A 16,044-nucleotide genomic window follows, 5' to 3' on the forward strand; every position below is an offset into this window, starting at 1 on the left:
TTTATGAAAGAGTTTGAACCTAAAATTATAGCTTTCCTATGCAAATGGTGCACTTATGCCGGAGCAGACCTTGCGGGAGTTTCAAGATTAAAGTTTTCCCCAAATGCCGTTCCTATACGAGTAATGTGTTCAGGCAGGGTAGATCCATCTTTTGTCCTTGATGCATTTGCTAAAGGCGCTGACGGTGTTCTTGTTGGTGGCTGCCATCCTGGTGACTGCCATTATGCACAAGGCAATTATAAAACACTCAGAAGGGTAAAACTTCTTAAGATGCTACTAAACGATATGGGATTAGAAGAGGAGAGGTTAAGACTAGAATGGATATCAGCAAGCGAAGGAAACAAGTTTAGAGAAGTCGTAAATGATATGGTCATTAAACTAAAAGAGATTGGCCCCTCTCCACTGAATCTGGAGGAATCAAAATGAATAAAGCCAACATAGCATTTTACTGGGCTGCTTCCTGTGGCGGCTGCGAAATTGCTGTTTTAGATATCAATGAAAAGATACTGGATGTAATTGAAAAAGCAAATATCTTGATGTGGCCTGTAGCCATGGACACCAAATATGAAGATTTGAAAAAAATGAAGGACAAATCTATCGACGTCTGCTTTTTTAACGGCGCCATAAGGACTAGTGAAAATGAAGAGCTTGCAAAGTTACTTAGAAATAAATCTAAGATTCTAGTTGCATTTGGCTCATGCGCACATGAGGGCTGTATACCTGCCTTAGCAAATCTATTTAACAAAAAACTGATATTCGATCGGGCATATCAAGAGACAGAAACGACAATAAATAAAGATAACATTTTACCTCAGCCTTCTTTCGATGTCAAGGAAGGGGAGATTCATATCCCTGAATTTTATGATACTGTAAAAACTCTTGATCAGGTTGTTGATGTTGATTATTATATCCCCGGATGCCCTCCAACGCCAAATATTGTAGAGGACGCCTTTAATAAATTCTTGACTGGGGATTTGCCGCCAAAAGGAGCAGTTTTAGCTCCAGTAAAAGCTTTGTGCGATGAATGCCCTAGAAAAAAGAAGGATAAAACAATTGAAACTATTTACAGAGTTTATGAGAAGGAAGCTGATCCAGAAAAGTGCTTCCTTGATCAAGGCATAATATGTATGGGCCCTGCAACAAGGTCTGGTTGTGGGCATCAGTGCATCAAAGGAAACATGCCTTGCACAGGTTGCTTTGGGAAGACCCCTGAAGTAACAGACCAAGGTGCAAAGATGATCTCTGCCTTAGCTTCAGTATTGGCAGTTGAGAATGAGACCGAACTTGATGAGAAAAAGGTGGAAGAATTAGTTTCTAAGATTAAAGACCCAGTTGGTACATTTTACAGGTATTCGCTTGCTTCATCCTTAATTAAGAGAAAGGTGATAAAATGAAAAGAATTACAATAGATCCAATAACAAGACTCGAGGGCCACGGTAAAATTGAGATTTTTCTAAATGATAGTGGAAATGTTGAGAATGCTTACCTCCAGATACCTGAACTTAGAGGTTTTGAGAAGTTCAGCGAGGGCAGGCTTGCAGAGGACATGCCTCAGATTACATCAAGGATTTGTGGTGTATGCCCAGTAGCTCATCATTTCGCATCAACTAAGGCATTAGACAATGCTTTTAACACACAGCCCACTGAAACAGCGAAGAAACTTAGGGAGTTAATGTACTGTGGGTATGTGATATATGACCATATACTCCACTTTTACTTCCTTGGCGGGCCTGACTTTGTTGTTGGGCCGGATGCGCCAAAAGGAGATAGAAACATAATAGGGGTTATAGGAAAAGTTGGCGTTGAAATAGGTAAGGAAGTAATAAAACACAGAGCATATGGGCAGAAGATAACAAGGATCCTCGGCGGTAAACCCACCCACCCTGTCTGTGGTCTTCCTGGGGGTATTTCAAAAGGATTGAATGAAGAGGAACGAAATGAAATTGAGTCGATGGCCGAATCTTGCGTGAAGTTCTCAGAGTTCACCTTAAATTTTTTCAAAGATACTGTACTGAAAAATAAGGCGTATCTTGATCTCATCAAAAGTGATGCGTACACTCTTGAAACTTATAACATGGGGATTGTTGATAAACATAATAATCTAAACTTCTATGATGGCATGATAAGAGTAAAAAGCCCAACAAATGAAGAATTTGCCTGTTTTGATGGAAGCCAATATTTTGAGTATATCGAAGAGCACGTCGAGCCATGGACCTATATGAAATATCCTTACTTAAAGCAGATTGGATGGAAAGGACTAACAGGTGGAGTTGATAGCGGGATTTACCGAGTTGGGCCATTAGGTAGGATAAACGTCATTGATGGATTTACAACTCCGCTTGCAAACGAAGCCTATAAAGAGTTGATTGAAACACTGGGAAAACCTGTCAATTCAACACTAGCATTCCATTGGGCAAGATTGATAGAGTTACTTTACGCTTCTGAAAGAGTCTTAGAACTTAGCAGAGATAAAAATATCCTAAAACAGGATCTTAGGAATAAGGTTGGCCTTCCAAATGAAGGAGTTGGTGTAGTTGAGGCTGCAAGAGGGACCCTATTCCATCATTATAAATTAACTGAAGATGCAAGAATTGAAAAAGCGAATATGATAGTTGCCACTACAAATAACGCCGGTGCCATATGTATGTCAGTAAGGGATGCGGCAAAAGGTATGATTTCAAACGGAAAAGTCAACGATGGAATACTCAATAAGGTAGAAATGGCATTTAGGGCATATGATCCATGTTTTGCATGCGCCACACACTGCCTACCTGGAACATCACCTATTGAGATATCCATTTACAACAAAGATAACTCACTTCTTAAACGGATTGGGAGGGGCGTATAGTGGTCTTCACAGTATCTGAAAAGGGATTGGAACTACGAAAAAATGTAGAAGAAATATCTGGACAGAATATATTCCAATGCTATCAGTGCGGTAAATGCTCAGCCACATGTCCTGTTGTTGACAGCATGGACATGGCTCCCAATAAGATAATAAGATTTGTGCAGATGGGGGACCTTGAAGTTTTGGACCAAAACACTTTCTGGGTATGTGCTGCATGTTTTACATGTTCAGCGAGATGCCCAAGAAGCGTTGATATAGCTAAGATAATGGAAGCTTTGAGAAACGTGATGTTGAGAAACAAACAGGATTTTATCAATATTTACTCAAAAGAATTTATAGAGAAGATGATTGAAGAAATACCTCAGATGGCCATTGTCGCAGCAATAAAGAAGGGGGTTTGGTGATGGAATATCCTTACTACCCGGGATGTACTCTAAAAACTACAGGAAAAAAGGACGAAGAAGCAGCTTTAGAAGTTGCAAAACTTCTGGAATTTGAACTAAAGGAGCTTCCTACATGGACATGTTGCGGTGTTGTCTACAATCTCACATCAGATGTTATGGCCGATCATCTCTCAGCTACAAGAACTCTGATAAGGGCTCAAGAGATGGGGAGGGAGCTTAAAACAAATAAACTTGTGACACTTTGTTCTATGTGCTACAATGTTTTAAAGCAGGTCAATCTGATGTATAAGAAAAATCCTGACAAACTCAATAACATCAATCTTTTTATGGACACTGAAGAGGACTATCTTGGAAATGTCGAGATTATGCATTTTTTGGAAGTTTTGTATAAAGATATAGGGCTTGAAAAGATTAAAGAAAAAGTAAAAACTCCACTTACAAATCTAAAAGTTGACCCATATTATGGATGTATGCTCTTAAGGCCAAAAAATATAGCATTTGACGATCAAGACGCTCCACACGTGATGGGGGATATACTTTCTGCGCTCGGGGCCAAAGTAATTGAAAATCCGATGACTGTCGAATGTTGCGGTGCCCATCAAATTATAACAAACAAGGAGGCTGTCCTTGATTGTGTTCAAAGAATAGTCAAAACATCTCAAAGCAAAGGGGCCGATGTAATTGTCACCCCATGCCCGCTTTGCCAGTACAATCTAACAACGGGACAGAAGAGTCTGTTTGAAAAAGGAAAAATAAATCACCAGACTCCTGTTATTTATCTATCAGAATTATTAATTATTTCACTTTCAGATAATAATGAGAATTATTTGAAGGACTATAAGTTCATTAAAGATAAATTAGAAGAAAGAGGGGGGTAATGTTGGCTGAAAAAAATCAGATCCCATTGGTAAGTGTATTTATTATGGGTAAGGAGTATAAAGTTCCATCAGGCTTAACCCTGATGAAAGCCATGGAATATGCAGGCTATAGGTATACTAGAGGTGCAGGTTGCAGGGCCGGTTTTTGTGGAGCATGCGCAACTATTTACAGATTAAAAGATGACTACAAATTAAAATCTGCTCTGGCGTGCCAGACTACAGTTGATGATGGAATGTATCTCGTCCAGTTGCCATTTACGCCTGCTAATAAGAAAAAGTATGATATGGAAAAACTCAATATAGCCCACAATGCACTTCTAAAGGAGTATCCTGAAATAGCGAGATGTATCAGTTGCAACAGTTGCACAAAGGTATGCCCCCAAGAGCTAAAAGTAATGGATTATGTTCAGGCTTCATTAAGAGGAGATATAGAAAAGGCAGCCATCCTCTCATTTGATTGCGTCCAGTGTGGTCTTTGCGCTTTTAGATGTCCTGCTGAGATTACCCAATATCATGTTGGGCAGCTTGCAAGAAGATTGAATGGAAAATTTGTTGCTCCAAAAGCGATACATACTGAAGAGGCGGTGGCAAAATTAAACAACGGAGTTTCAAAAAAAGAAATTTCAAAGCTAAAAATCTTGAAGCTTGCAGAGATAAAAGACCTTTACAAGAAGAGGGTGACTGAGTAGGTGATTTGATGAAGCTAATAAAAGGTTATCCGGAGTCTATGAGGGAATCCATTGAAATGGTTGAAAAGACCCGAGAAAAAAGACTGAAAGAAAAATATCAACAGATGTCTATGGAAGAGAGAGACGATGTCCTAAATAAGTATCATCCTGATTATAAACCTGAAGTCAAAAGAACGCTTTCAGTAGGGAATTCAAAAGGCGAGATAGTCCCTTTTGAAGTTGCAGATTTAATTGAGTCCTACTCTCGTATTTCTGAAAAAGATATTGATCTTTCCAATATCGACTATGACGTTGACCTTCTTATTATTGGGGGAGGAGGCGCAGGAACAATGGCAGGCATCTGGGCCACCTATGAAGGTATAGACCCTCAGAATATTCTTATGACAACTAAGCTCAGACATGGCGACTCCAATTCTATTATGGCTCAAGGCGGCATACAGGCAGCAGACAAATCCAATGACGCTCCTGAAATTCATTATCTTGATGTTATAGGAGGGGGGCACTTTGCAAATGACCCTGAACTTGTTGAAGCGTTAGTTTCTGATGGCCCCGCAATAATAAAATGGTTTGAAGGAAAAGGGGTTATGTTTGACAAGGAAAAAGATGGAACAATGATTACTATTCATGGGGGAGGAACTTCAAGGAAAAGAATGCACTCTGCCAAAGACTATACGGGAATGGAACTACTTAGAGTTATCAGGGATGAATTTATTAATCTATCAATCCCTGCTGTTGAATTTTCGCCTGCAATAGAACTTTTGATGGACGACAAAGGCCAAGTTGCCGGAGCAGTTCTTTTCAATATAGAAACTCACCAGTATTACGTTGTCAGGGCCAAGGCCACAATTATGGCAACTGGGGGATTTGGAAGACTTCACATCCAGGGATTTCCCACAACAAATCATTATGGTGCAACTGCTGATGGGCCTGCAATGGCTTACAGGTGTGGAGCAAGACTCAGAGACATGGATTCTGTGCAGTACCACCCCACGGGAGCAGCTTTTCCAGAACAGATAGTTGGCCTTCTAATAACTGAAAAGGTCAGGGGGCTTGGTGCGCAGCCTCTGAACAGAGAGGGTGAAATGTTTGTGCATCCATTAGAACCAAGGGATGTAGAAAGTGCAGCCTTCATAAAAGAATGTTATGGGGCAGGCGGAGGAGTAGAAACGCCTACCGGGATGCAGGGAGTATGGCTTGACTCACCAATGATCAACATGATAAAAGGTGAAGGTGTTACTGAAAGGGAACTATCTGCTATGTATAGAATGTTTAAGAGATTTGATATAAACATGGTAGAGGATCCTATACTGGTATTTCCTACATTGCACTACCAAAATGGCGGCGTCGTGATTGATTCAAATGGCGCCACAGAATTAAAAGGACTATTTGCTGGTGGAGAAGTCACAGGCGGAGTTCATGGAAAGAACAGGCTTATGGGAAACTCTCTCCTTGACTATTCTGTTTTTGGTAGAAGGGCGGGGATTTCCGCAGCAAGATACGCAAAGAAAGCATCTATTGGAAAATTGACATTATCCCACGTCACAAAATATTCTAAAGAATTGAAAAAAGTAGGGGTACCAGAAAGCAGAAAATCACCCATGATTCTTCCAGAATATAGGGGAAAAAATGTAATGTCAAGAGCAATAGATATATTCTAAAAAAATTTTAATTTTTAATATAAATAAAATTTTATTTCCAGACGTTTTTTCTATTGTCCTTAATCCTTTTTGCTTTATGGGTTTCTCTTGGTAATGTGCCATCTTCATATATTAGCACTTTTGGAGTTATGCCTAAAACTGCCCTAAGGTCTCGCTGGACTTCCCTCTCTAATAGTTTCACATCTCCTTTGTACTCGCACATGCTTTCGATTTCGATAGTCAAGACGTCAAGGTGATTTACTCTGTCCACCACTAGTCTATATTCTCCTGATAACTTCTTGTTGCCTCTTACAACCGGTTCGACACTTGAAGGCAATACATTTACCCCTTTTATGATAAGCATATCATCTGTTCTTCCGCATATTCCCATTAATCTCTTATGGGTTCTTCCGCATGCACATCTATCTGTTTCATATGAAACTATATCGCCAGTTCTAAATCTTATCATTGGTCTTGCCATCTTTTTGATTGTCGTGAGTACCATTTCTCCCTCTTCATTTTCCCCAACAGGTTCACCTGTCTTTAAATCTAATACCTCAACAATCATATGGTCTTCAGCAAAATGAAGCCCTGACTTCTCTTCACACTCTCCGGCGCAAGCCCCAAATATATCGGACAATCCATAATAGTCATATACATCTGCATCCCAAAGCTGCTCAATTCTCTTTTTTGTTGCATCAATCGAACCACCCGGTTCTCCAGCAACAAAAATTTTGCCTATGGCCGTGTCATGGGCTACATCAATTCCCTGTTTTTCTGCAGTTTCTCCAAGATACCATGCGTAGGAAGGTGTTGTCCAAGTAATTGTTGGCTGGAACTGCATCATTATCCTAAGCAACCTTTCTGACGGTATTGTGCCTGCATGTATGCATAACGCCCCAATCTTTTGTGCGCCCAAGACACACGGCCCCCCAACAAAAAGAGACATGTTTAATGCATGACAATACCTATCATTGTTTCTCATGCCAGATGAATAAAACAATCTTGCTTCAAAATCCATAAAATCTTCAAAATCTTGATAAGTGAAAGGGGAAGCTGTTGGCATCCCTGTGGAACCGCTTGAAACTGAGATATACACTACCTCATTCTCGGGAACGGCTGTCATTTTCCCCAAAGGGGGAGTTAGTTCTTGATCCTTCCTAATATTATCTTTTTGAATAGTTGGAAGTTTTTGAATATCAGAAAGACAATTAATGTCATTGGGCGATACTCCGGCGTCTTCAAAACTATTCCGATAGTGCTCACTATTGTTATAAGCATGATTTAATATATGTTTAAGATGTTTTAGCTGGAATGCTTCCAGTTCATCTCTTTTCATCGTTTCTATCTTTTCATCCCAATATTGCAAGGTATCTACCTCATTTTTAGGAGGAGAGAGCCCAAAAGGGCAATTCTGATGGAATCTTTTGGACATAAAGGAGGGTAATCATAATCGGAATATTATCTCTCCCCCATAAAATTTTTTTTATATATTTCTTTATATATTTTTCGGTATTAATATAACTACTAGGAATATTATTATTGTGGGCTTCTATGGATAGAACTCTTCTTGACATCTAGGGCATTTTATCATAACACATCCCGAAGTTGCCATCGGACATGTTTGGCATGACACCACCCTTGAATACTGTTTTGAAAAGACAAAGCCGCATTTAGGACATTTCACTAGGTCGTTTGAAGTATTTTTCCACGTAGTCATAAGCTCACTTTGAATTTTTAGGCTAGCCTCATTTTTAACCTTTTCTATCGTTATTTCATTGTAAAACGCCATTCACACCAAACATTCTCCGGGTGTTCATCAGGGGGGCATAAATTGCAACATACGTCAATGTTTGGGGAGAAATTTTCAACAAAAATTTTTAGATAATTTAATCTTACATTTTTACATGAAAATTGGGGCAGACCTTTTTCTCTTCTAGTTTTTTGTGTATGGCAGTCTGTTATCCGAAAGGTTAGCACCCCATCCTTAATTTCTATTTCTTTTGAAGGGTGATCAAGCGCCCAACTTGTAAATCTCAATGCTTTTGCAAGCCCTTCCAGGTTTGGTTCTAGTGAAAACATCTGTTTTAGATACTTAGACTCAATTTCTGCTAGATAATCCCAACACTTAACATCGATATCCGTAGCAGCCTGCGCTCCAAATCTTTCTTCGATACCTAAAAAATAGAGGCCATCTACTCTCCATAGGTTTTTTATATTAAAAAGTAAAAGGTCAATTAATTCCCATTCATCAAGCGACGAAAGCATTTTTAGATCTTCATTTCTTGAGATTTTCATTTGTCCAGCCTCTCAGAAGTTTTAATAAATTCTTTAATTTAAATTTAATTATTCCGCTTTAGTAAGACTTAAATAAATAAGAGTTGTATAGATATTAACCTAATAAAATTATTGAGGTAGAGAAAAATGACTGTAGATAGGAAGTTAAGATTTACTCAAGTAATTATGAATGCATGGCTTTATGGTGTTGAATCAACAGCCAACGTGTTTTTTGATAGGCCTAAGCTATTTTACAGGAAATGGGGCACAATTGCAATACGCCCTTTCATAGAGTCTTGGGGAGAACTTGGGATGGAGTTCCAAAAAGGGCTGAGCCCCTACAATACGGTTAAGATGTTCATTGATGCACTTGTTACCGCTCAATTTTTTAATCCAGATGACTTCGAATTTGCTGGTGATGATAAAAATTTTACTTTTAAGGCCATTCAATGCCCCTATAAATTTCACTGCAAGAAACTAATTGGAGAACAAAAGGAAATTGCATGTCTTAGAGCAATAACATTACTTGGTGCCCTTGATTACAATTTTGAAGGAGAATCCCTAAAATACAAATATAATTTTGAATTTAATGAAAATGCGCCTTGCCTTGTATCTTTCGAAAGATTTAAAGATTGAATATTTAAGGTATTGATATGAAACTCCCCAAAGGGCACATAATAAAGACATTAGTGAAATATAACATGAAGGCAAATTCACTTAATGATTTCGTCAAAGAAGTCCTTAATGATATTGACAAGTTTACTGGGTATGTAAGGATACTAGCTGACAAAGGGGAATATGAAGAAGAAATTAAAGTGATTTTATCTGATGGTGAAATTGTAGGCGGAGAACTTAAATTACTTGGTTCTGGAACTATCTTTTACGGTAATGAGTGTAGATTTGATGTTCCTTTTGAATTTCACCGTTGTGGAATTTCTGTTGTAAGACTTACGTCAAACGACATTGGCATAGTGAAGATATCTCGACCAGAATGTGTAATTATTAAAGATATCAATTTAGAGGAGCCTGAAGTAACAAATCAGCGAGATCAACTATTGAAAAAATACAGAATTAAAGAGATGAGTGACTCGGAAATTACAAATCTTTTAGAGAAAATGAATGGCGATTAGATAGCTCTTCTTTAATCATTTCAAATATTTTATCGGCTGACTCTCTTACTTCTAGAGATAATTCGCTTCCAAAATCAATGTAAATGGGCTGTATCCCAAGAATGTAGACATTCGCTCCAATTTCTTGTGAGAGATATTTTCCTAAGACTGATAGGGGCATTGAATGAGATGAAAAAGAGATCCCTGTTAATTCATTTATTTTGACAATTTCAATGTCGCCTGCAGATTTCCCCATGAATGCCGCATCTATTATGATTATGTTGTCAGGTTGAAATTTTCTCAAATCACGAGTAAAATTTTCTGGGACTAAATCACCATTTATGCTGAGAAAAGATTCACTATTAAAACCCGAAAGCTTTTCAGAAAGATATGGCCCCACACCATCATCGCCTCTAAGTTCGCTGCCTACGCCCAGCATAGCCAGTTTTTTTTTAAGAATTTCTTTAAGAAATATTTCAAGAGCTTGCATCTAATCTAACTTCCGAAGGTTATTCTAACTGATTTTCTTATTTTAATCACAACTTTTAAATGTATACATATTAAAAATTATTAGGGGATTATTTGGACAACATATGTATATTTGAAGATAGCATTTACGAGAATTTTTTACCCCTTACGTATTCAAGGCCTGTTTTTGAGCTGAGATGTGGATTTAAAAATCTGAGGGAAAAAATTGAATTTTTCTTTCCTGAGGCAACTCCCTACGTATTGATGAGGGATTATCTGAAATATTTATCTTCTGAGAATGGTCTTTCTCTGAAAGAATCAATCAAAGGAGATATACTCTTTATTAATGGAAGATTAATAATGAAAGAAAGACCAGAGATCAAGGAAGAAGGAATATACTATGTTAATAATGAAATCGCATTTATTTATTTAAATGAAAAATCATTGGGTACTATAAATATTTCTGGATACCAAGATATTGAAAAGTTAGTAGCAAGAGGATTAAAAGAATTCAAGATACAAAATACTATACTAATTAAATATCCCTGGGACATAATAAATGAAAACAGTAATGAGATTAAGAGAGAATTCTCTATTTACTGTTCCGACAAATGTAAAAATTATCTTGATATCGATATCACAGGCGATAAGAACCTAGTTTTTGTTGGCAAGGGCGTTGAAGCAGAAAAAAACATTGTCTTTGACGTAAGAAATGGGCCAATATATATTGGTAACAATACCGATATTCGGGCCTTTTCTAGAATTGCTGGGCCAACTTATATTGGGGCGAACTGCCTCATCAAAAGTGGCAGAATCCAGGAATGTTCGATTGGAAACGTATGTAAGATTGGAGGCGAGATAGAAGAATCTATTTTTCACGGCTATTCCAACAAGCAGCACTATGGATTTATTGGTCACTCTTACTTAGGGGAATGGGTTAATCTTGGAGCAGGCACATCAAACAGCGATTTAAAAGATACATACGGAACAATAAAATACAAAATTGCCGGGAAAATAATTGATTCCGGGCAGCAGTTTTTTGGATGTGTAATAGGGGATAATGCGAAATCTTCCATTGGAACAATGATTTATACTGGGAAAAAGATTGGATTTGCAGCCCACATTCATGGTACAATCTCTAAAGATGTTCCAAGTTTTTGTGTGTGGGCAAAATCACTTGGATCAGAACCTTCGGAGCTATTTTTTGATTCTGCAATAACAACTTATTCTAGGGCGGCAGGAAGGCGTGGAATTATTTTGACAAAAGAGTATGAAGAAATGATGAAAAAAATATTTGAACTCACAAAAGATGAAAGAAATAGTTGTGGCGTATCTCCCAATAAATTTTCCTTAAGGTGAATAGATGGACGTAATATTTGGAGTTTCTGGTCTTAGAGGTATAGTGGGCGAAGGTTTATCTCCAAAGCTCGTATGCAATTATGTGGCCTCTTTTGCAAAAGAGATTCCTTCAGGTAAAGTTGTTATTGGCAATGATTCAAGGATATCTGGTGATATGGTAAAGAATGCCGTCATTTCTTCACTTCAAGCTTCGGGGTTCGATATAATTGATATTGGAATTGCACCTACCCCTACGGTGCAATTTATAACAAAAATAAAAAATGCTTCGGGCGGTATATCGATTACTGCTAGTCACAACCCCGAGAAATGGAACGGATTAAAATTCATTGAGAGCAATGGTATATTCTTTAACGAAAAAAAGATCACAATCATTAAAAAAAATCTGGAAGAAAAAAATTTTAAGTATCAGGCTTACGATAAACTTGGAAAATTATTTCATGATTCAAATGCAAAAGAACTCCATATGAATTCAGTTCTTGAAAAGATTGATTTCGACTGTTTTGGTAAAGATAATTTTACTGTAGCAATCGACGCTTGTAATGCTGCAGGCTCAGAATTTCTACCCTCGTTCATTGAGAAACTTGGATTTAAGGTAATAAAACAAAATTGTGACGTTAAAGCGTCTTTTCCTAGAAATCCTGAACCCCTAAAAGAAAATCTCACTTCTTTTTCTAATTTCATAAGAGAAAAAGGAGATATAGACATTGGCTTTGCGCTAGATGGGGACGCCGATAGAGTCGCCATACTAGACGAAAAAGGTCAATACATTGGAGAGGAAAACACGCTTGTTCTTGCATCAAAATTTTTTATAGAACATATGAATCCACAAAATAAAACTGTTGTCACAAATCTTTCAACCACGCGAGCACTGGATGATGTAGTTTCATCAAATGGCGGAAGAGTTGTAAGATCAAAAGTTGGAGAGATAAATGTTGTAGAAGAAATGATAAGGGTCAATGCCTCAATCGGAGGAGAAGGAAATGGGGGCGTAATACTTCCTATGGTGCAATATGCGAGAGACTCTCTTTCTGCCATTTCATTGATTATGTTGGGATTATCAAAATCTAAGTTAAACCTTTCTTCAATAGTATCTGAGCTTCCAAAGTATTATATGCTAAAAGACAAAATAGCCATTTCAAGAGAGTCTTTTGAGAAAAATCTATCTTATCTAAAGGAGTTTTTCACAGGTTACCCATATAGTGACATAGATGGATTAAAGTTTGATCTTGATGATTCTTGGATACACATCAGGCCATCAAATACAGAGCCCATTGTCAGAATTATAGCGGAATCTAAGAGTATGGAAAAGGCAAATAAGCTTGTAGAAGAAACAAAGAATTTGATGAAAGTGTCATGTTAGTTCTTTTATTTCACGGAATTGATATTTTTTATGACGATAGAAGTAAAGATATTTTGGATAAATTAAGTAGTAGATATCACTTAAAGCCATATATTGTTGGAACTATGGGGATAACTTCACTGCTGGATAGTGGCATAGAAGGTGTTGAACTCATTTTTAAAAGACCCTCAGTTGCAATCTCAGAGCTTAAAGGATTTGATTCAGTCTTACTTGTGTTGAAAGCAAGATCAATTGAAACTGCTAGGACTTTTCTTGGGGCAATAGGGGAAAGGGCAGATTTCAAAGGTGAAATCTTAGGCATTGATATTAATACTAGCTCTCTTTTTCAAGTCAAATCGGGGCTTTCAGATATTAAGCCTTATTTGATTTCACTTGGATTTAAAGAAGAGCCCACTAGCAAAGGCATTGATGTCACAGTAGACGATAATTATCTTGTAAGACGTATAAGAGGGTGTAAGCCTGGGGAGCTTCTATTATTCAATGGTCTTGTAGTTGGCAAAATTTTTGATGAGGACGTCAAGGTATATGTCAAGGATAATCAGATTGAGCGGATACAAGGAGTAGAGATAAAAAAACATGGATTAGAAAAAATAAAGGAAGTAGATATATTTTCCTTAAAGATAGATAGCACAATTGGATTTGAAGCAAGAGAAGAGTTTATCATAAGAAAATTAAATGGAAAGCATATTCTTTTTATAAATCACGATTCATACTCAATATATAGAAATCTATCAAACTTATCCGGGGCCGTAACAGTTGGTGACGACACAACACGAATTTCAGGTTATATCCTGCAAAGGTTTGGGGTGCCTTTGATTGGTATAGTTGATGGGGATAAAGATGGTGTCATTAAAGGAGAACACTTCCATAAAGGCTCAGTTCTTTTTGAAGTAGAAGGAGACGATATAGCTGGGGACAAAATTCAATCTCAATTTTTTAGAGATAAAATTGCTATAAAATATGATTTCCAGAAACTAAAAGATAACATTGAAAAATATTTGGGTAAAGAAATAATAAGAAAAATTGAATACTAAAACATTAGATAATATTTTAGCATCTTACTTGTGTTTTATTTCCTTCTTTTTCTGTTTTATAACGACTGCTGCTGATACTGTAGCCAATATGGCACCTGCAGCAACATATCCAATAATTTTTCTCATACACTTCACCTCCAGTGTGATAGATGTATTGAACATTATTGTTTTATAAATCTTTCGATAATAGTAATTATTTTTATAATTAATGTAAATTAATATTTAAAATAATAAATATCAATAACTGAAAACTAAATTAAGGATTATGAAAAATAAGGAGGATGGCAAAGAAATCAAAGAGTTTCTACAATTCTCTTGTATAGTGCGTCCACTTTTACTTCAGGTTTTAATCCTAATATCTTGGAGAATTTCATAATCTGCGGCGGTTCAAGGCTTGCTCTTTTTAATAAGTCATCATCTGCAAATATTTCTTTTGGAGTTCCATCCCCAATGATTTGGCCGTTTCCCATTACAACTACCCTTTCAGATAGCTCCGATACAAGGCCCATATCGTGAGTTATCAAAATAACTGTAACATTTTTCTTGTGGAGTTCTTTTACTATTTCTAAAATTCCCATAATTGATAACAAATCAAGACCTGTTGTAGGCTCATCCAAAACAAGAATTTGCGGTTCCATTACAACAACAGATGCAAGGGCTAATCTCTGTTTCTCTCCCCCAGAAAGTGACAGCGGGTGGGTATCTCGGTACTTAGAAAGCCTAGTTGTCTTTAAGACTTTATCAACTCTAGCTTCTATTTCTCCCTCTGGGAGATTAAGATTTTTAGGGCCAAAAGCTATTTCAGCAAATACAGTTTCTTCAAAGATTTGATTTTCAGGATTCTGGAAAAGGTGGCCAACTTTTCTTGAGAGCTCTGCAATTGAAGAATTTTTAGTATCTTCTCCAAGAATGAAGACTTTGCCTTTGCTAGGTCTTAAGAGGCCATTGAAATGCTTCGCTAATGTTGTTTTTCCACTTCCATTTTGGCCTACAAGAGAAATAAATTCACCTTTCTTTACAGATAAGTTGACGCCTTTTATTATTTCTTTTGATTCTGGATAGGTAAAATGAAGATTTTTGACATCAATTGAATTCATATGAAGAGCCTCCTACCTTCCTCAACTGTTAGTGCTATATCCTTAACATATCCTCCTTCTTTTAGGAGATATGTAAGGTAACTAATGTCAGGAACCATTATTCCAAGTTCCCTTAGAAGAGGAACTTTCTCAAAAACCTCTTTTGGAGTTCCTTCCAAGACTATTGAACCTTTGTCCATTACAACTACTCTGTCAGAAAGCTCTGCTATAGGTTCTGTTCTATGCTCAACTAAGACTATTGTCATTTTTTCTTTTTCGTGAAGTTCTTTTAAAACTGAAAAAACTTCTCTTTTTCCAACTGGATCGAGTTGGCTCGTTGGCTCATCAAGTACAAGAATATCGGGCTTCATTGTGAGAGAAGCTGCTATCGCTATTCTCTGTTTTTGTCCACCCGATAAATTTCCAGGAAACTCCTCCCTCTTATCCCCCATATTAACAATGGATAGCGCCCAAGATATTCTCTCTTCAATTTCTTCTCTCGGAACAGCCAAATTTTCAGGCCCAAATGCCAACTCTTCTTCAACAGTCATTGCAAAAAGTTGGGATTCAGGATTTTGTAGTATCATGCCGACTCTTCTTGAGAATTCGCTTACTTCTCTGTCCTTTGTATTGATTCCATCTATAATGACATCTCCCGAAAAATCACCACTTATGGTCTTAGGTATTATACCATTTAATGTAAGGCAAAGAGTTGATTTTCCACAGCCAGACGGTCCGATGATTGAGACAAATTCACCTTTTTTTATACTAAGGTCTATTCCTTTGAGGACCTGTTCAGTTTGGGAATGGTATTTAAAATGAAGATTGTTAATCTCAATCATTACAACAGAGTTTCCAACAATCTTTATAAACTTTACATCAATTGAATTTGGAGAGGGGATTGT

At 37.2% G+C, this 16,044-nt stretch carries 18 protein-coding genes; 12 read left to right on the forward strand and 6 right to left on the reverse strand.

Annotated elements, in window-relative coordinates:
- The first annotated feature begins 3 nt into the window (after window positions 1-3).
- The 7 genes from PLI06_01835 to PLI06_01865 are packed head-to-tail and all read left to right on the forward strand — an operon-like array spanning window position 4 to window position 6,477.
- Window positions 4-426: a hydrogenase iron-sulfur subunit gene (locus PLI06_01835; GenBank protein ID HOI76338.1), complete on the forward strand. Its 423-nt coding sequence runs from the start codon at window positions 4-6 to the stop codon at window positions 424-426.
- Window positions 423-1,394, forward strand: coding sequence for an oxidoreductase (locus tag PLI06_01840; GenBank protein ID HOI76339.1), 972 nt, complete (start codon window positions 423-425; stop codon window positions 1,392-1,394). The genes PLI06_01835 and PLI06_01840 overlap by 4 nt, the downstream gene beginning before the upstream one ends.
- On the forward strand, window positions 1,391-2,848 hold the full coding sequence (locus tag PLI06_01845; GenBank protein HOI76340.1) for a Ni/Fe hydrogenase subunit alpha: 1,458 nt from the start codon (window positions 1,391-1,393) through the stop codon (window positions 2,846-2,848). The genes PLI06_01840 and PLI06_01845 overlap by 4 nt, the downstream gene beginning before the upstream one ends.
- On the forward strand, window positions 2,848-3,252 hold the full coding sequence (locus tag PLI06_01850; protein ID HOI76341.1) for a 4Fe-4S dicluster domain-containing protein: 405 nt from the start codon (window positions 2,848-2,850) through the stop codon (window positions 3,250-3,252). Before PLI06_01845 ends, PLI06_01850 begins: the two co-directional genes overlap by 1 nt.
- A complete protein-coding gene (locus PLI06_01855; GenBank protein ID HOI76342.1) occupies window positions 3,252-4,130 on the forward strand; it encodes a CoB--CoM heterodisulfide reductase iron-sulfur subunit B family protein in 879 nt (292 codons plus the stop codon). The genes PLI06_01850 and PLI06_01855 overlap by 1 nt, the downstream gene beginning before the upstream one ends.
- Window positions 4,131-4,132: 2 nt before the next feature.
- Entirely contained in the window at window positions 4,133-4,819 is a 687-nt protein-coding gene (locus PLI06_01860; protein HOI76343.1) for a 4Fe-4S dicluster domain-containing protein, read from the forward strand.
- An 8-nt stretch (window positions 4,820-4,827) separates the two neighbouring features.
- Complete coding sequence (locus PLI06_01865; protein HOI76344.1) at window positions 4,828-6,477, forward strand: FAD-binding protein; 1,650 nt, start codon at window positions 4,828-4,830, stop codon at window positions 6,475-6,477.
- Between the two features lie 31 nt (window positions 6,478-6,508).
- Here PLI06_01865 and PLI06_01870 read toward each other — a convergent pair whose 3' ends face one another.
- The 3 genes from PLI06_01870 to PLI06_01880 all read right to left on the reverse strand — a co-directional run bounded on the left by PLI06_01870 (window position 6,509) and on the right by PLI06_01880 (window position 8,754).
- Window positions 6,509-7,795, reverse strand: a complete 1,287-nt coding sequence (locus PLI06_01870) for a phenylacetate--CoA ligase (GenBank protein ID HOI76345.1) — start codon at window positions 7,793-7,795, stop codon at window positions 6,509-6,511.
- A 213-nt stretch (window positions 7,796-8,008) separates the two neighbouring features.
- Complete coding sequence (locus tag PLI06_01875; GenBank protein HOI76346.1) at window positions 8,009-8,248, reverse strand: hypothetical protein; 240 nt, start codon at window positions 8,246-8,248, stop codon at window positions 8,009-8,011.
- On the reverse strand, window positions 8,227-8,754 hold the full coding sequence (locus PLI06_01880; protein HOI76347.1) for a DUF6125 family protein: 528 nt from the start codon (window positions 8,752-8,754) through the stop codon (window positions 8,227-8,229). The genes PLI06_01875 and PLI06_01880 overlap by 22 nt, the downstream gene beginning before the upstream one ends.
- A 126-nt stretch (window positions 8,755-8,880) precedes the next feature.
- On the opposite strand from PLI06_01880, the gene PLI06_01885 reads away from it, so the two are divergent.
- On the forward strand, window positions 8,881-9,369 hold the full coding sequence (locus PLI06_01885; protein HOI76348.1) for a hypothetical protein: 489 nt from the start codon (window positions 8,881-8,883) through the stop codon (window positions 9,367-9,369).
- 17 nt (window positions 9,370-9,386) lie between these two features.
- On the forward strand, window positions 9,387-9,863 hold the full coding sequence (locus tag PLI06_01890; protein ID HOI76349.1) for a DUF2226 domain-containing protein: 477 nt from the start codon (window positions 9,387-9,389) through the stop codon (window positions 9,861-9,863).
- On the opposite strand, the gene hycI is transcribed toward PLI06_01890, so the two are convergent.
- On the reverse strand, window positions 9,829-10,332 hold the full coding sequence (hycI, locus tag PLI06_01895) for a hydrogenase maturation peptidase HycI (GenBank protein HOI76350.1): 504 nt from the start codon (window positions 10,330-10,332) through the stop codon (window positions 9,829-9,831). The two genes, PLI06_01890 and hycI, sit on opposite strands and share 35 nt — an antisense overlap.
- A 92-nt stretch (window positions 10,333-10,424) precedes the next feature.
- Between hycI and PLI06_01900 the strand changes: the two genes are divergently transcribed.
- From PLI06_01900 to PLI06_01910, 3 genes are read left to right on the forward strand one after another with little or no spacing between them, the layout of a single operon-like run.
- On the forward strand, window positions 10,425-11,669 hold the full coding sequence (locus tag PLI06_01900) for a putative sugar nucleotidyl transferase (GenBank protein HOI76351.1): 1,245 nt from the start codon (window positions 10,425-10,427) through the stop codon (window positions 11,667-11,669).
- A gap of 4 nt (window positions 11,670-11,673) precedes the next feature.
- Complete coding sequence (glmM, locus tag PLI06_01905) at window positions 11,674-13,029, forward strand: phosphoglucosamine mutase (GenBank protein HOI76352.1); 1,356 nt, start codon at window positions 11,674-11,676, stop codon at window positions 13,027-13,029.
- Complete coding sequence (locus tag PLI06_01910; protein ID HOI76353.1) at window positions 13,023-14,063, forward strand: DUF2117 domain-containing protein; 1,041 nt, start codon at window positions 13,023-13,025, stop codon at window positions 14,061-14,063. The genes glmM and PLI06_01910 overlap by 7 nt, the downstream gene beginning before the upstream one ends.
- A 293-nt stretch (window positions 14,064-14,356) precedes the next feature.
- Here the strand turns inward: PLI06_01910 and PLI06_01915 are convergent, their stop codons facing one another.
- Together PLI06_01915 and PLI06_01920 are read right to left on the reverse strand one after the other, a co-directional pair.
- Entirely contained in the window at window positions 14,357-15,160 is an 804-nt protein-coding gene (locus PLI06_01915; protein ID HOI76354.1) for an ATP-binding cassette domain-containing protein, read from the reverse strand.
- Window positions 15,157-15,981 (reverse strand): ATP-binding cassette domain-containing protein, encoded by an 825-nt coding sequence (locus PLI06_01920; protein HOI76355.1) that lies wholly within the window; start codon window positions 15,979-15,981, stop codon window positions 15,157-15,159. The genes PLI06_01915 and PLI06_01920 overlap by 4 nt, the downstream gene beginning before the upstream one ends.
- Window positions 15,982-16,044: the final 63 nt, after the last annotated feature.

Source organism: Methanofastidiosum sp., assembly GCA_035362715.1.
Lineage (GTDB): Archaea > Methanobacteriota_B > Thermococci > Methanofastidiosales > Methanofastidiosaceae > Methanofastidiosum.

What these genes read in the sequence shown, in the direction of transcription:
- PLI06_01835 (HOI76338.1), top strand. Translation starts at nt 4, where the DNA reads ATGAAAGAGTTTGAACCTAAAATTATAGCTTTCCTATGCAAATGGTGC.
- PLI06_01840 (HOI76339.1), top strand. Translation starts at nt 423, where the DNA reads ATGAATAAAGCCAACATAGCATTTTACTGGGCTGCTTCCTGTGGCGGC.
- PLI06_01845 (HOI76340.1), top strand. Translation starts at nt 1,391, where the DNA reads ATGAAAAGAATTACAATAGATCCAATAACAAGACTCGAGGGCCACGGT.
- PLI06_01855 (HOI76342.1), top strand. Translation starts at nt 3,252, where the DNA reads ATGGAATATCCTTACTACCCGGGATGTACTCTAAAAACTACAGGAAAA.
- PLI06_01865 (HOI76344.1), top strand. Translation starts at nt 4,828, where the DNA reads ATGAAGCTAATAAAAGGTTATCCGGAGTCTATGAGGGAATCCATTGAA.
- PLI06_01870 (HOI76345.1), bottom strand. Translation starts at nt 7,795, where the DNA reads ATGAAAAGAGATGAACTGGAAGCATTCCAGCTAAAACATCTTAAACAT.
- PLI06_01875 (HOI76346.1), bottom strand. Translation starts at nt 8,248, where the DNA reads ATGGCGTTTTACAATGAAATAACGATAGAAAAGGTTAAAAATGAGGCT.
- PLI06_01880 (HOI76347.1), bottom strand. Translation starts at nt 8,754, where the DNA reads ATGAAAATCTCAAGAAATGAAGATCTAAAAATGCTTTCGTCGCTTGAT.
- PLI06_01885 (HOI76348.1), top strand. Translation starts at nt 8,881, where the DNA reads ATGACTGTAGATAGGAAGTTAAGATTTACTCAAGTAATTATGAATGCA.
- PLI06_01890 (HOI76349.1), top strand. Translation starts at nt 9,387, where the DNA reads ATGAAACTCCCCAAAGGGCACATAATAAAGACATTAGTGAAATATAAC.
- hycI (HOI76350.1), bottom strand. Translation starts at nt 10,332, where the DNA reads ATGCAAGCTCTTGAAATATTTCTTAAAGAAATTCTTAAAAAAAAACTG.
- glmM (HOI76352.1), top strand. Translation starts at nt 11,674, where the DNA reads ATGGACGTAATATTTGGAGTTTCTGGTCTTAGAGGTATAGTGGGCGAA.
- PLI06_01910 (HOI76353.1), top strand. Translation starts at nt 13,023, where the DNA reads ATGTTAGTTCTTTTATTTCACGGAATTGATATTTTTTATGACGATAGA.
- PLI06_01915 (HOI76354.1), bottom strand. Translation starts at nt 15,160, where the DNA reads ATGAATTCAATTGATGTCAAAAATCTTCATTTTACCTATCCAGAATCA.
- PLI06_01920 (HOI76355.1), bottom strand. Translation starts at nt 15,981, where the DNA reads ATGATTGAGATTAACAATCTTCATTTTAAATACCATTCCCAAACTGAA.